The 13619-nt window shown below is 59.5% G+C and carries 11 protein-coding genes; 9 read left to right on the top strand and 2 right to left on the bottom strand.

The window, feature by feature from the left end; translation table 11 throughout:
• The first annotated feature begins 32 nt into the window (after nt 1-32).
• The 6 genes from AT6N2_RS10930 to AT6N2_RS10905 all read left to right on the top strand — a co-directional run bounded on the left by AT6N2_RS10930 (nt 33) and on the right by AT6N2_RS10905 (nt 6552).
• The gene (locus AT6N2_RS10930) at nt 33-1478 is read left to right on the top strand and encodes an FAD-binding oxidoreductase (RefSeq protein ID WP_209086681.1); all 1446 of its coding nucleotides are present in this window, start codon (nt 33-35) and stop codon (nt 1476-1478) included.
• A gap of 113 nt (nt 1479-1591) precedes the next feature.
• Entirely contained in the window at nt 1592-2308 is a 717-nt protein-coding gene (locus AT6N2_RS10925; RefSeq protein WP_144578289.1) for a FadR/GntR family transcriptional regulator, read from the top strand.
• 202 nt (nt 2309-2510) lie between these two features.
• Nucleotides 2511-3671: a fumarylacetoacetate hydrolase family protein gene (locus tag AT6N2_RS10920; protein WP_063951480.1), complete on the top strand. Its 1161-nt coding sequence runs from the start codon at nt 2511-2513 to the stop codon at nt 3669-3671.
• A 21-nt stretch (nt 3672-3692) separates the two neighbouring features.
• Nucleotides 3693-4223 carry a TRAP transporter small permease gene (locus tag AT6N2_RS10915; protein WP_063951481.1) on the top strand — a complete coding sequence of 177 codons (531 nt, stop codon included), beginning with the start codon at nt 3693-3695 and terminating at the stop codon, nt 4221-4223.
• A 4-nt stretch (nt 4224-4227) separates the two neighbouring features.
• Nucleotides 4228-5505 (top strand): TRAP transporter large permease, encoded by a 1278-nt coding sequence (locus tag AT6N2_RS10910; protein ID WP_063951482.1) that lies wholly within the window; start codon nt 4228-4230, stop codon nt 5503-5505.
• 39 nt (nt 5506-5544) lie between these two features.
• On the top strand, nt 5545-6552 hold the full coding sequence (locus tag AT6N2_RS10905; RefSeq protein ID WP_209086679.1) for a TRAP transporter substrate-binding protein: 1008 nt from the start codon (nt 5545-5547) through the stop codon (nt 6550-6552).
• Nucleotides 6553-6655: 103 nt separating this feature from the next.
• On the opposite strand, the gene acs is transcribed toward AT6N2_RS10905, so the two are convergent.
• Nucleotides 6656-8608 carry an acetate--CoA ligase gene (acs, locus tag AT6N2_RS10900; RefSeq protein WP_063951484.1) on the bottom strand — a complete coding sequence of 651 codons (1953 nt, stop codon included), beginning with the start codon at nt 8606-8608 and terminating at the stop codon, nt 6656-6658.
• A 230-nt stretch (nt 8609-8838) separates the two neighbouring features.
• On the opposite strand from acs, the gene AT6N2_RS10895 reads away from it, so the two are divergent.
• On the top strand, nt 8839-9540 hold the full coding sequence (locus AT6N2_RS10895) for a DUF1013 domain-containing protein (RefSeq protein ID WP_063951485.1): 702 nt from the start codon (nt 8839-8841) through the stop codon (nt 9538-9540).
• 57 nt (nt 9541-9597) lie between these two features.
• On the opposite strand, the gene AT6N2_RS10890 is transcribed toward AT6N2_RS10895, so the two are convergent.
• On the bottom strand, nt 9598-10257 hold the full coding sequence (locus AT6N2_RS10890) for a YggS family pyridoxal phosphate-dependent enzyme (protein ID WP_209086677.1): 660 nt from the start codon (nt 10255-10257) through the stop codon (nt 9598-9600).
• A 190-nt stretch (nt 10258-10447) separates the two neighbouring features.
• Between AT6N2_RS10890 and leuS the strand changes: the two genes are divergently transcribed.
• Together leuS and lptE are read left to right on the top strand one after the other, a co-directional pair.
• Nucleotides 10448-13078, top strand: a complete 2631-nt coding sequence (gene leuS, locus AT6N2_RS10885) for a leucine--tRNA ligase (protein ID WP_063951487.1) — start codon at nt 10448-10450, stop codon at nt 13076-13078.
• Entirely contained in the window at nt 13071-13616 is a 546-nt protein-coding gene (gene lptE, locus AT6N2_RS10880; RefSeq protein WP_233282437.1) for an LPS assembly lipoprotein LptE, read from the top strand. Before leuS ends, lptE begins: the two co-directional genes overlap by 8 nt.
• Nucleotides 13617-13619: the final 3 nt, after the last annotated feature.

Genomic DNA, 13619 nt, shown 5'->3' with positions numbered 1-13619 from the left:
ATTGTCAGGGCGGATGGAACGGAGAGGGTGGAATGACGATCGGGGGCGAACACGATATCGAAAAGTTGCGGGTGTCGCTGAAGGATAGGCTGGGTGAAGCTCTGCTGCTGACATCGCAGGAAGATATGCTGCGATATTGTCGGGACTGGCACGGCGACGTTACCAGTTCGGCGGTTGCGGTCATTCGCCCGCGCTCCACGCAGGAAGTATCCGACACCGTCCGCGTCTGCGCGGAACTCGGCCTCGCAGTCATTCCCCAGGGCGGCAATACCGGTCTGGTACTTGGTAGCATTCCCGATGCGCCCGACCATCAGGTCGTACTGAGCCTTGAGCGCATGAATGCCATCCGCACCATCGACAGCGACGATTTTTCTGCCGTGGTCGAAGCCGGCTGCATCCTCTCGGAGTTCAAGGATGCGGTGCAGGACAAGGGCATGTTCTTTCCCCTTTCGCTCGGTGCGCAGGGCAGCTGCCGTATTGGCGGCAATGTTTCCACCAACGCCGGCGGCATCAACGTGCTGCGTTATGGCATGACCCGCGAACTGGTGCTTGGCCTCGAAGTGGTCCTGCCGGATGGCACCATCTGGAACGGCCTCTCGACCCTGCGCAAGGATAATCGTGGCATCGACCTGAAGCAGCTTTTCATCGGCGCGGAAGGAACGCTTGGCATCATTACTGCCGTTGCGGTTAAACTCTATCCCAATACCGAACATGTCGAAACGGCGCTGCTCGGCCTGAATTCGCTCGATGACGCCATCAAGCTTTACCGCCGCGCCCGCCGCGAATGCTGCGACCTGATGTCCGCCTTCGAATTCATGCCCCCGATCGCCTTCACGCTGGCGATCGAGGCAATTCCCGACCTCAAAATGCCGATCGCCGGCGATTACCCGGCCTATGTACTGATGGAAATTTCAGGCTCCGGCCTGGTAGACACGGCCGACCTGATGGGGCGCTTCCTCGAAGGCGTCATGGAAGACGGGCTGGTGCTGGATGGCGTCATCGCCTCTTCCCGCGCGCAGGCGCAATCGCTCTGGCTGTTCCGGGAAGGGATGAATGAAGGACAGGCGCTGCGCGGCAGCCACATGCGCACCGATATTTCCGTGCCATTGTCAAAACTGGCCGCATTTGTCGCAGAGGCAGAAGCGGAACTCGCGGAAAAGCTGCCGGAGTGCTTGGCGGTTTCCTACGGCCATGTCGGCGATGGCAACGTGCACCTCAACGTATTGCCGCCCAACGGTTCGACGCCGGACGAGCGCGAGGCCTTTATCTACAAGTCGAAGACATTGGTGAACGAGGTGCTCGACCGTTATGTCGGCAGCATCAGCGCCGAACACGGCATCGGTCGCCTGAAGCGCTCCGATTTCGAAAGCCGGCTGTCCGACGTGCAGCGGCGGATGATCATGGGTCTGAAAAACGCCTTTGATCCGGCTCTACGCATGAATCCCGGTTGCCAGATAACCCTCCAACCGGATAGCTAATCGAGAAACGACGGGGCGGAGAACGCCGCCCCTTGAGATAGCGTGGACGGCGAAGGAGGAAGTCGCCTGCCGCGTGAACGGGCAATCATCGTTTCGGCCGAACGGGAGCAATCATGACGCTGGAGTTCAATCAGATTCATCGCAACGACCATCTGCCGGGCCGGATTGCCGCGGAGATGGCGCGCGAAATCAACGATTCGAAACTCGGGCCGGGCGACAGGCTGCCGACCGAACACGTTCTCGCCAAGACCTTTGGTGTCAGCCGCTCGGTCATTCGCGAGGCGATCGCGCAACTACGCAATGAAGGCTTCGTTGAGACGAGGCAGGGCGTCGGAGCTTTTGTGACCGACCCGCGACAGCGACTGTCGATCCGGATCGAGCAATCCACCCTCAACGATCCCGAGAACTTTCGCGACCTGATGCAGCTTCGTATGTCGCTGGAAATCGATGCTGCCGGCCTCGCCGCGTTGCATCACAAACCCGAACATCTCGAAAGGTTTGACAAGGCGATTTACGGCATGCGCAATGCCGTCGAGTGGTCGAAGGACGGTGTCGAAGCCGATCTCGATTTCCACCGCACCATGGCCGAAGCGACCGGCAACGAATATTTCCTGATTTTTCTGGGCTTCATCGCCCAGCGCATCAGTTCCGCCATCAACACGGCGTTTTCGCGCGCTGTTTACGGCGAAATTCTCGAAATCACCATCAACGAGCACGTGGTGCTACGGGAGGCGATCGCGTCCCGGGACGTTGCGGTGGCGCGGGATGCGATGCGTCAGCACATTTTAGGCGCTGCCCGGCGCCTGAACATCGATCTCGATATATTTTGAATTTTGGCGTCGTTGACGCCGAAGTTATAGGACAGCTTCACCGCATGTGTTGTATGGCCGGTGTCAATCAAGGCGAATTTTTGTCTAACGGACCGCTAGACTCGCTGTAAAAGTCATACTAAGAAGAAAGAGATTAGGTTGTCAGACATCCAGACAATAAGACCGCAGGGGGCGGCCTGTCGGGTGTGAAGGGGAGGACTACATGGCCGGCACAAGGTCTATCGACGCTACCACAATTTTGCCTGACGATTTCGAAAACGCGCTGCTCGTCGGCCGCGTCTGGTCGAAGAGCGAGGACGGCCCGTGCCCTGTACTGCTCAAGGGTGGCGTGCTTTATGACCTTACCTCGCTTGCCCCCACCATGTCGGAGCTTCTGGAGAAAACGGATCTGGTGACGCAACTTGCCGACACCGCCGCTTTTGTTGCGCTTGGCGCACTGGACGCGTTTCTGGACGGTTCCGCCGGCGAACTCCTTGCACCCAACGACATTCAGGCCGTTAAGGCCGCCGGCGTCACCTTCGCCGACAGCATGCTGGAACGGGTGATCGAAGAGCAGGCCAAGGGCGATCCGCTGCGCGCGCAGGAAATTCGCGGCCGGCTGGCCCCGGTTCTCGGCGACAACCTCAAGGGCCTGGAAGCCGGCTCCGAAAAAGCGGCCGAAGTGAAGAAACTGCTCCAGGAAATGGGCCTCTGGTCGCAATATCTGGAAGTCGGCATCGGTCCGGATGCGGAAATCTTCTCCAAGGCGCAGGCCATGGCCTCGGTTGGCTGTGGTGCGCTGATCGGCGTTCACCCGAAATCGCAATGGAACAATCCCGAGCCGGAAGTGGTGCTGGCCATCACCTCTGACGGTCGCATTGTCGGCGCGACGCTTGGCAACGACGTCAACCTGCGCGACTTCGAAGGCCGTTCCGCCCTGCTGCTCAGCAAGGCGAAGGACAATAATGCATCCTGTGCGATCGGTCCCTTCATCCGCCTGTTCGACGGCAACTTTACCATTGAGGATGTGAAGAAGTCGCAGATCTCGCTTCTGGTCGAGGGCGAAGACGGCTTCACCATGACCGGCGTCAGCCCCATGGAAGCAATCAGCCGCACGCCGGAGAACCTCGCCTCGCAGCTCTTGAACCGCAATCATCAATATCCTGACGGGGCGGTCTTTTTCCTCGGCACAATGTTCGCGCCGGTCAAGGACCGTCACGGCCCCGGCCTCGGCTTCACACATTCCAAAGGCGACCGGGTCGAGATTTCCACACCCAAGCTCGGCAAGCTGATAAACTGGGTCACGACGACGGACGAATGCCCGGAATGGACGTTCGGCACCGCGGCCCTGATGCGCAACCTCGCAAAACGAGGATTGCTCTAAACATTTCTTCGGGAGGGGAAAATGCAAAAGACCATCAATCTCTTTTACCGGATTCTCGAAATCATTCTCGTCGCGCTGCTCGCTGGCATGTCGATCATGGTCTTCGTCAACGTCGTCATGCGTTACACGATGAATTCCGGCATCAACGTCTCGGAAGAGCTGTCCCGCTACTTCTTCGTATGGCTGACCTTCCTTGGCGCCGTGCTGACCTTCCGCGAGAACAGCCATATGGGCATTGAAACGCTCGTGATGTTTCTGTCGCGCCGCGCCCGTATCGTCTGCATGATCATCTCCAACATCATCATCCTGGCCTGTTCCGCCATCTTCTTCTGGGGCACCTGGAAACAATCCGGCATCAACGCCAGCATGCACGCACCGGTCACCAAACTCTCCATGATCTGGGTCTATGGTATCGGCATGTTCACGGGTGGTCTCATGTTCGTCATCGCGCTGGAGCGTCTCTACAGGCAATTGACCGGCCGCGTCACGGAAGACGAAATCGCCCAGTTTGCGGGCGAGAACCTGACGATCGAACAGCTTTCGGAGCGCTGATACCATGACACTTTTCGTTTTTGTCGGCTCTCTGCTCGGAGCCATGGCGATTGGCGTTCCCGTCGCTTTCTCGCTGATGTTCTGTGGCGTCGTGCTCATGTGGTACATGGGCATGTTCAACACCGCGATCATCGCGCAGAACATGATCTCGGGCGCAGACACCTTCACGCTGCTTGCCATTCCTTTCTTCATTCTGGCCGGCGAACTGATGAATTCCGGTGGCCTCTCCCGCCGCATCATCGATTTTGCGATCGCGCTGGTCGGCCATATCAGAGGCGGCCTCGGCATCGTGGCCATTGTCGCCGCCATCATCATGGCCAGCATCTCCGGTTCGGCGGCAGCCGATACCGCAGCCCTTGCTGCAATCCTCATCCCGATGATGGCGAAAGCTGGCTACAACATTCCGCGCTCCGGCGGTCTGATTGCCGCTGGCGGTATCATCGCCCCGGTCATCCCGCCATCCATGGCCTTCATCGTTTTCGGTGTCGCCGCCAACGTCTCTATCACCCAGCTCTTCCTCGCTGGTATCGTTCCCGGCATCCTGATGGGCGCATCGCTTATCATCGCCTGGCTGATCGTTGTACGCAAGGATGACGTCAAGCCGCTGCCGAAAACCACGGCCAAGGAACGCGTGACAGCCACGGCTCGCGCCGGCTGGGCTCTCGGCATGCCCGTCATCATCCTCGGCGGCATCAAGGCCGGCATCATGACGCCGACGGAAGCCGCCGTGGTTGCCGCCGCCTATGCGCTTTTCGTCGGGATGGTGATCTACCGCGAATTGAAGCCGGCGGACCTATTCCACGTGCTCCTGCGCGCCGCCAAGAGCACCTCGATCATCATGTTCCTCGTCTGCGCGGCACTCGTTTCCGCGTGGCTCATCACCGCGGCGAATATTCCGAATGAAGTCGCCGGTTACATCGAACCGCTGATCGACCGTCCGATGCTGCTGATGGCCGTCATCATGGTGCTGGTCTTCGTCGTCGGCACCGCGCTCGACCTGACGCCGACCATCCTGATCCTGACGCCAGTTCTGATGCCGATCGTGAAGCAGGCGGGTATCGACCCGGTCTATTTCGGTGTCCTCTTCATCATCAACAACGCCATCGGCCTGATTACCCCGCCGGTTGGCGTGGTGCTCAACGTCGTCAGCGGCGTTGGCCGGATCCCGCTCGGCAAGGTCACGGTCGGTGTCTGGCCGTTCCTCGTTGCCGAAACCATCGTGCTGGCGCTGCTCGTGATTTTCCCGGACATCGTCCTCGTGCCTCTGCAGTACCTTCGTTAATCGAAACTTTTTCTCGACCACAATCCAAGGGAGGATATTATGAGAAAGCTTCTTCTGACCGCCACGGCAATCGCTTTCGCGGTGGGCGCCGCAGCGCCGGCAATGGCCGAATTCAACAGCCGTAACATCCGCGTTTCGAACGGCATCAATCAGGACCATCCGGTTGGCAACGGCATCAAGGCGATGCAGGCCTGCCTCGACGACAAGTCGGGCGGCAAGCTGAAGCTGACAGCGTTCTGGGGCGGCGCACTCGGTGGAGACCTTCAGGCAACCCAGGCACTGCGCTCCGGCGTTCAGGAAGCCGTCGTAACGTCCTCTTCGCCGCTCGTCGGTCTTATTCCGGCCCTCGGCGTCTTCGACCTGCCGTTCCTGTTCTCCAACGCCAAGGAAGCAGACGCTGTCATGGACGGCGCGTTCGGCGACATGATGAACAAGAAGCTGGAAGAGCAGGGCCTCGTCAACCTGGCTTACTGGGAAAACGGTTTCCGCAACCTGTCGAACTCCAAGCATGCCGTGAACAAGTGGGAAGATTTCTCGGGCCTCAAGGTCCGCGTGATGCAGAACAACATCTTCCTCGACACCTTCCAGAACCTCGGTGCAAACGCAACTCCGATGGCTTTCGGCGAAGTCTTCTCGGCGCTTGAGACCAACGCGATCGATGCCCAGGAAAACCCCTATGTGACGATCGACACGTCGAAGTTCTACGAAGTGCAGAAATACGTCACCGAGACGAACCACGCTTACACGCCGTTCCTCTTCCTCTTCTCCAAGCCGATCTTCGACAGCTACACGCCGGAAGAACAGGCAGCCCTGCGTGAATGCGCAGTTGTCGGTCGTGACGAAGAGCGCAAGGTCATCCGCGAACTGAACCAGAAGTCGCTGGAGAAGATCAAGGCTGCCGGCCTCGAAGTGAACACGCTGTCTCCCGAAGAGCAGGCGCGTATCCGCGAAAAATCCATGGTCGTCTATGAAAAGCATAAGGCTGAAATCGGCGCCGACGTCGTTGACGCCGTTCTGGCGGACCTAAAGAAGATCCGCGGTCAGTAATCCCAACTGCATAGGTTAAAGACACCCGGAGGTTCCGCCTCCGGGTGTTTTTGTTTGTCGAAAGCCGATCAAAAAAGACTGCCGAAGCAGCCTTTTCTCAAAATCACGCTGTGCGGTTCTGTCGGTTGGCGATGAGGTCATCGACAACGGCCGGATCGGCGAGCGTCGAAGTATCTCCGAGCGCCCCGAAATCATCCTCGGCGATCTTGCGCAGGATACGCCGCATGATCTTGCCGGAACGGGTCTTGGGCAGGCCGGGCGCAAACTGGATCTTGTCGGGTGTCGCAACCGGCCCGATCTCGTTGCGCACGTGCTTTACCAGCTCTTCGCGCAACGCATAGTCGCCGTTCTGGCCCGCCATCAGCGTGACGTAACAATAAATGCCCTGCCCCTTGATCGGATGCGGATAACCGACAACCGCCGCTTCCGAAACCTGATGATGCGACACCAGCGCCGATTCCACCTCGGCCGTACCGAGGCGATGACCGGAAACGTTCAGAACGTCATCCACGCGGCCGGTGATCCAGTAATAACCGTCCTCATCGCGCCGGCAGCCGTCACCGGTGAAATACTTGCCCTTATAGGTGGAGAAGTAGGTGTCGATGAAGCGCTGATGATCGCCATAGACGGAGCGCGACTGGCCCGGCCAGCTGTCGATGATGCAGAGGTTGCCGTCCGCCGGCCCTTCCAGCACATTGCCTTCGGCATCAACCAGTTGCGGCTGCACACCGAAGAACGGCCGCGTCGCCGAGCCGGGTTTCAGATCGGTCGCGCCCGGCAGCGGCGAGATGAGAATACCGCCGGTTTCCGTCTGCCACCAGGTGTCGACGATCGGGCTCTTGTCCTCGCCGACCACATGGTAATACCACTCCCATGCTTCCGGATTGATGGGCTCACCCACGGTGCCGAGCAGCCGCAGGCTGCTGCGCGAGGAACGCGTGACGAACTGGTCGCCTGCGCCCATCAGCGATCTCAGCGCTGTCGGCGCCGTATAGAAGATGTTGACCTTGTGTTTGTCGATGACTTCCCAGAAGCGGCCCTGATCCGGGAAGTTCGGAACGCCTTCGAACATCAGTGTCGTCGCGCAATTCGCAAGCGGCCCGTAAACTATATAGGAATGGCCGGTGACCCAGCCGACATCGGCGGTACACCAGTACACCTCACCGTCCTTGTAATCGAAGACATATTCATGCGTCATCGACGTATAGACGAGATAGCCGCCCGTGGTGTGCAGCACGCCCTTTGGCTTGCCGGTGGAACCCGACGTGTAGAGGATGAACAGCGGGTCTTCCGCGCGCATCTTCACAGGCGGGCAATCCGGCTTCACGGTCGCGATTTCCTGATGGTACCAGATGTCGCGGCCAGGCGCCCAACCGGTCTTGCCGCCGGTACGCCGCACAACGAGAACTTTGTTGACGATGACATATTGCTTGGCGGCGATATCGATCGCCTTGTCGGTGTTTTCCTTGAGCGGGATCGGCTTGCCTCCGCGCACGCCTTCATCGCAGGTGATGACGAAGGTCGATTCGCAGTCAACGATACGGCCGGCCAGCGCTTCGGGCGAGAAGCCGCCAAAGACGACGGAATGCACGGCGCCGATGCGCGCGCAGGCAAGCATCGCGTAAGCCGCTTCGGGGATCATCGGCATATAGATGGTGACGCGGTCACCCTTCTTCACGCCGTGCTTCTTCAGCACGTTCGCCAGACGGCAGACATAGTCGTAGAGCTGGTTATAGGTGATCTTCTTGTCGATATAGGGATTGTCGCCTTCCCAGATGATCGCCGTACGCTCGCCATGGGTCTTCAGATGCCTGTCGATACAGTTGTAGGAGACGTTGGTCAGGCCATCCTCGAACCACTTGATCGGCACCCGCCCCCTGAAGGACGTGTTCTTGACCTTTGTATAGGGCTTGAACCAGTCGATCCGCCGACCGTGCTTGTCCCAGAATTTTTCCGGATCCTCGACGCTCTCCTGGTACCATTTCTGGTAACGCTCATTGTCGATGAGCGTGCGGGCTTTCGCCGACTTGAGCACCGGGTAGATTTTGGCAGACATGAACTCCTCCTGGAACCGGGTATGGCTTCTGACGCGGCCCGAGACTCCCACCTCAGGCATGTGTTGAATTCATAGCAGGTCAATTGCGCACGGCAATTAGACAAAGGTCATTTGTTTCGCAAAGAATTGCAATTATGATGCAATCCGGTTATAGAGCGGCAATATCCCGGAAATCAGTGGTTGATACCACGCCCGCGACACCGGCGCGGACGGACAGAAGGACTGTATCTATGGCTCAACAATTGCTCATGCCAAAGGCAACGGCTGTATGGCTGGTTGACAACACCGCGCTGTCGTTCGATCAGATCGCCACGTTCTGCAAACTGCATCCGCTTGAAGTCAAGGCAATTGCCGACGGTGAAGCCGCGCAGGGCATCAAGGGCCTCGACCCGATTGCCACCGGACAGCTTTCCCGCGATGAGATCGCCCGCGCCGAAGGCAACCCGAACCATAAGCTCAAACTTTCCGAGCCGAAGGTTCGCGTTCCGGAATCCAAGCGTCGCGGCCCGCGTTATACGCCGGTTTCTAAGCGTCAGGATCGTCCGAACGCCATTCTCTGGCTAGTTCGCAACCACCCGGAACTGAAGGATGCGCAGATTTCGCGTCTCGTCGGCACCACGAAGTCGACCATCGAGCAGATCCGCGACCGCACGCACTGGAACTCGGCCAACCTGACGCCGATGGACCCGGTCACCCTCGGCCTCTGCAGCCAGATCGATCTCGACCTCGAAGTCGAGCGCGCCTCCCGCGGCCGTCCGCTGCCGACTGCGGAGGAACTGGATAACACGCTGCAGCCGGCGACCGCGACGGAAGGTCTCGATTACAACTTCCAGCGTGAGGAAGACGACCAGATCGACGCCGATGCCGTCTTCAAGAAGCTGTCGTCGCTGAAGTCCACGCAGAAGGATGAAGACGAGGACGATCAGTACTGATCGACGTTGTCGAATGCTTGAAAAACCCGGCTCAGTGCCGGGTTTTTTGCCTATAGCCTATCGCGCGCCAAAAATCGCCGAGCCCACGCGTACGCTGGTCGCACCGAATTCCACGGCCGTTTCGAAATCGCCGGACATGCCCATCGAAAGCTTCTTGAGGCCGCATTCCCTTGCAAGCTTTGCGAGGAGCGCAAAATGCGGGCCCGGGTTTTCCTCCGCCGGAGGGATACACATCAGCCCCTCGACCGGCAGCTTAAGTTCATCCCGGCAGAGTGTCACGAAGGCAAGGGTTTCGCGTGGATCGATGCCCGCTTTCTGCGGTTCCAGCCCGGTGTTGACCTGAACGTAAAACCGCAGACTGCGAGCCTGCTTTTCGCATTCTTCAGCAAGCACACGCGCTATCTTCTCACGATCGACGCTTTGCACGACATCGAAAAGCGCCACGGCGTCGGCAGCCTTGTTGGATTGCAGCGGCCCGATCAGGTGCAGCTCAATGCCGGGCGTCTTTTCTTTCAGCGCCGGCCATTTGCCCTGCGCTTCCTGAACACGGTTTTCGCCGAAGACACGCTGACCCGCATCGATGACCGGCTGGATCGCTTCCGCATCAAATGTTTTGGAGACGGCGACCAGGGTGACATCCCCAGGCCTGCGGCCCGATTTTTCCGCCACATGCGCGATACGCTGCCTGACATCCTCAAGACGAGCTTCGATTTCCATCACAGGACCTTTTTAAACGTTCGAACCGCTAACTAGACGCCGAATCCCTTGATGCCAAGCGGCTTTAGCACCATTTGAGGCACGCTGGCCAAGATTACACTACCGAACGCCCCGCCAAACTTGACGCCCCGGTCGTTTCATGGTGAAGGTCAGCGCACATTTTTCCCCTCGATACCCGGAATTTTAGACAATGGCCATCGAACGTTACAATCCTCGCGACGCCGAGCCGCGCTGGCAGCAGAAATGGAACGAAGACAAGGTCTTCGTGACAGACAACAGCGATCCGCGTGAGAAATATTACGTTCTAGAGATGTTTCCCTATCCGTCGGGTCGCATCCACATGGGCCATGTCCGCAACTATGCCATGGGTGACGTCGTCGCCCGTTACAAGCGCGCCCGCGGCTTCAACGTGCTGCACCCGATGGGCTGGGACGCTTTCGGCATGCCCGCCGAAAATGCGGCCATGCAGAACAAGGTCCATCCCAAGGACTGGACCTACCAGAACATCGCCACCATGCGCGGACAGCTGAAATCCATGGGCCTGTCCTTGGACTGGACCCGCGAATTCGCCACATGCGATGTGGAATATTATCATCGCCAGCAGGCGCTGTTCGTCGACTTCATGGAAAAGGGGCTGGTCTACCGCAAGCAGTCGAAGGTCAACTGGGACCCGGTCGACCATACCGTTTTGGCCAACGAGCAGGTCATCGATGGCCGCGGCTGGCGCTCCGGCGCGCTGGTCGAACAGCGCGAACTGACGCAATGGTTCTTCCGCATCACCGATTTCAGCCAGGACCTGCTGGATGAGCTGGACACGCTGGATCAGTGGCCGGAAAAAGTGCGCCTGATGCAGAAGAACTGGATCGGCCGTTCCGAAGGCCTGTCGCTGCGCTGGCAGACCGTTGCCGACACGGCACCGGAAGGCTTTTCTGACATCACGGTTTACACCACACGTCCCGACACACTGTTCGGCGCTTCCTTCCTGGCCATTGCCGCCGACCACCCGCTGGCGAAAGAGCTGTCGGAAAAAAATCCCGCCATCGCCGAATTCTGTGATGAATGCCGCCGCCATGGCACGTCTCTGGCAGCGTTGGAAACGGCTGAAAAGAAGGGCATCGATACCGGCGTCAAGGTTGTGCATCCGCTGGATCCGACCTGGGAACTGCCGGTCTATGTCGCCAACTTCGTGTTGATGGATTACGGTACCGGCGCGATTTTCGGCTGCCCCTCCGGCGACCAGCGCGACCTCGACTTTGCGCGCAAATACGGCCTGCCGGTCGTGGCTGTCGTCGCCCCCGAAGGCCCGGATGCGGAAAGCTTCACGGTCGATGACACCGCCTACACCGACGACGGCGTCATGATCAATTCCGGCTTCCTGAATGGCATGAAAACGACGGATGCCTTCGAGGCGGTCGTGCAGAAGCTGTCGGCGCAAACGCTCGGCAACGCACCCCAGGCCGAGCGCAAGGTCAACTTCCGCCTGCGCGACTGGGGCATTTCCCGCCAGCGTTACTGGGGATGCCCGATCCCGGTCATCCATTGCGAAGTCTGCGGCGTCGTGCCGGTTCCAAAAAAGGACCTGCCCGTGAAGCTGCCCGACGACGTGACGTTCGACGTGCCAGGCAACCCGCTGGACCGGCACCCGACCTGGCGTCACGTCTCCTGCCCGCAATGTGGCCATGACGCGCGTCGCGAAACCGACACGATGGACACCTTCGTCGACTCCAGCTGGTATTACACGCGCTTCACGGCACCCTGGGAAGATGCACCGACCGATCCGAAGGTTGCCAATCACTGGCTGCCGGTGGATCAGTATATCGGCGGCATCGAGCACGCGATCCTGCACCTGCTCTATTCGCGCTTCTTCACCCGCGCCATGCGCGAGACCGGTCATGTGGATGTGAAAGAACCCTTCAAGGGCCTGTTCACCCAGGGCATGGTAGTCCACGAGACCTACAGCCGCGGTGAAGGCACGGCGCGAGAATGGGTGCCGCCGGCGGACCTGCGGATTGAGGAAACGGACGGCACGCGCCGCGCCTTCCTGCTTTCCTCCGGCGAAGAGGTGAAGATCGGCTCTATCGAGAAGATGTCGAAGTCGAAGAAGAACGTGGTCGATCCCGACGATATCATCGCCTCCTATGGCGCGGATACCGCGCGCTTCTTCGTGCTGTCGGACTCGCCGCCGGATCGCGATGTGATCTGGTCCGAATCGGGCGTTGAGGGCGCAAACCGCTTCGTCCAGCGCGTCTGGCGCATCATCGGTGAAGCTGCCGACGAGCTCAAGACGGTCGAGCCGAAGCCCGCGACCGACGGTGAAGGTCTTGCTGCCTCAAAGGCCGCTCACAAGACGCTGAAGGCGGTTCAGGAGGATCTGGACAAGCTCGCCTTCAACAAGGCAATTGCGCGCATTTACGAACTCGTCAACGCGCTGGCCGGCCCTCTGGCCGACGTTGCTTCGGGCGGCAAGTCCAACGACGCAAAGGCGGCAGCGCGTGACGCCGTTGAAATCCTGATCCGCATCATCGCCCCGATGACGCCACATCTCGCCGAAGAATGCTGGGCGGCACTGGGCAACGAGGGTCTGGTGGCTGAGACGCCATGGCCGACCTTCGTGCCTTCGCTGGTGGAAGAAAACGACGTGGTCATGCCCGTGCAGGTCAATGGCAAGAAGCGCGGCGAATTGACAATCGCGCGCGATGCGGATCAAGATGCGGTCCGCGCGGCTGCCCTTGCTCTGGATGCCGTCAAATCTCTTCTTGCCGGCGGCGAGCCCAAGAAAGTCATCGTGGTTCCGCAGAGGATTGTGAACATTGTTGTCTGACGTTTTTTCGAGATGGAGCCGCGTCGCGGCAGCAATTTCCGTCGTGATGATGGCTGGTCTTCTGGCGGGCTGCCAGGTACGCCCGCTTTATGGCGAAGCTTCCGGAACAAAAGAAAGACTGGCAGCAGTCAGCATTGCGCAGATAGGCGGACGTGCCGGGCAGGAAGTCCGTAACCAGTTGATCTTCCTGATGGCTGGAGGTGCAGGCGAGCCTGCGACGGCTCAATATACCCTCAAGATCGGCGTCAGCTCGAGCGCCAGCTCGACCGAAGTGCAGAATTACGACCTGACGACGCGCACAAACAACAATTACGACGGGCCGTACCCCGGTCGTGTCGTGATGGCCGGTCAATATGTGCTGACGCGCGTATCCGACGGTCAGATTCTGCGTTCAGCGCGCCGCAGCGTCACCGCGCAGGTGGATCTGCCGCAGCAGGAATTCGCCAAGATCAGGGCGATCCGCGACGCCGAGAACCGTGCGGCCCGCGAGCTGGCCGAGATCATCCGCACCGATGTCGCCGCCACGCTCGGCCGCTGAGAG

It is taken from the genome of Agrobacterium tumefaciens (assembly GCF_017726655.1).
In the GTDB taxonomy this organism is placed as follows: domain Bacteria; phylum Pseudomonadota; class Alphaproteobacteria; order Rhizobiales; family Rhizobiaceae; genus Agrobacterium; species Agrobacterium tumefaciens_B.
Note: the sequence above shows the minus strand (reverse complement) of the source record. Positions and strands in the feature narration are given on the sequence as shown.

Bases quoted from the DNA above. Each gene is read 5' to 3' on its own strand.
- AT6N2_RS10930 (WP_209086681.1), top strand. From the start codon at position 33: ATGACGATCGGGGGCGAACACGATATCGAAAAGTTGCGGGTGTCGCTG.
- AT6N2_RS10925 (WP_144578289.1), top strand. From the start codon at position 1,592: ATGACGCTGGAGTTCAATCAGATTCATCGCAACGACCATCTGCCGGGC.
- AT6N2_RS10920 (WP_063951480.1), top strand. From the start codon at position 2,511: ATGGCCGGCACAAGGTCTATCGACGCTACCACAATTTTGCCTGACGAT.
- AT6N2_RS10915 (WP_063951481.1), top strand. From the start codon at position 3,693: ATGCAAAAGACCATCAATCTCTTTTACCGGATTCTCGAAATCATTCTC.
- AT6N2_RS10910 (WP_063951482.1), top strand. From the start codon at position 4,228: ATGACACTTTTCGTTTTTGTCGGCTCTCTGCTCGGAGCCATGGCGATT.
- AT6N2_RS10905 (WP_209086679.1), top strand. From the start codon at position 5,545: ATGAGAAAGCTTCTTCTGACCGCCACGGCAATCGCTTTCGCGGTGGGC.
- acs (WP_063951484.1), bottom strand. From the start codon at position 8,608: ATGTCTGCCAAAATCTACCCGGTGCTCAAGTCGGCGAAAGCCCGCACG.
- AT6N2_RS10895 (WP_063951485.1), top strand. From the start codon at position 8,839: ATGGCTCAACAATTGCTCATGCCAAAGGCAACGGCTGTATGGCTGGTT.
- AT6N2_RS10890 (WP_209086677.1), bottom strand. From the start codon at position 10,257: ATGGAAATCGAAGCTCGTCTTGAGGATGTCAGGCAGCGTATCGCGCAT.
- leuS (WP_063951487.1), top strand. From the start codon at position 10,448: ATGGCCATCGAACGTTACAATCCTCGCGACGCCGAGCCGCGCTGGCAG.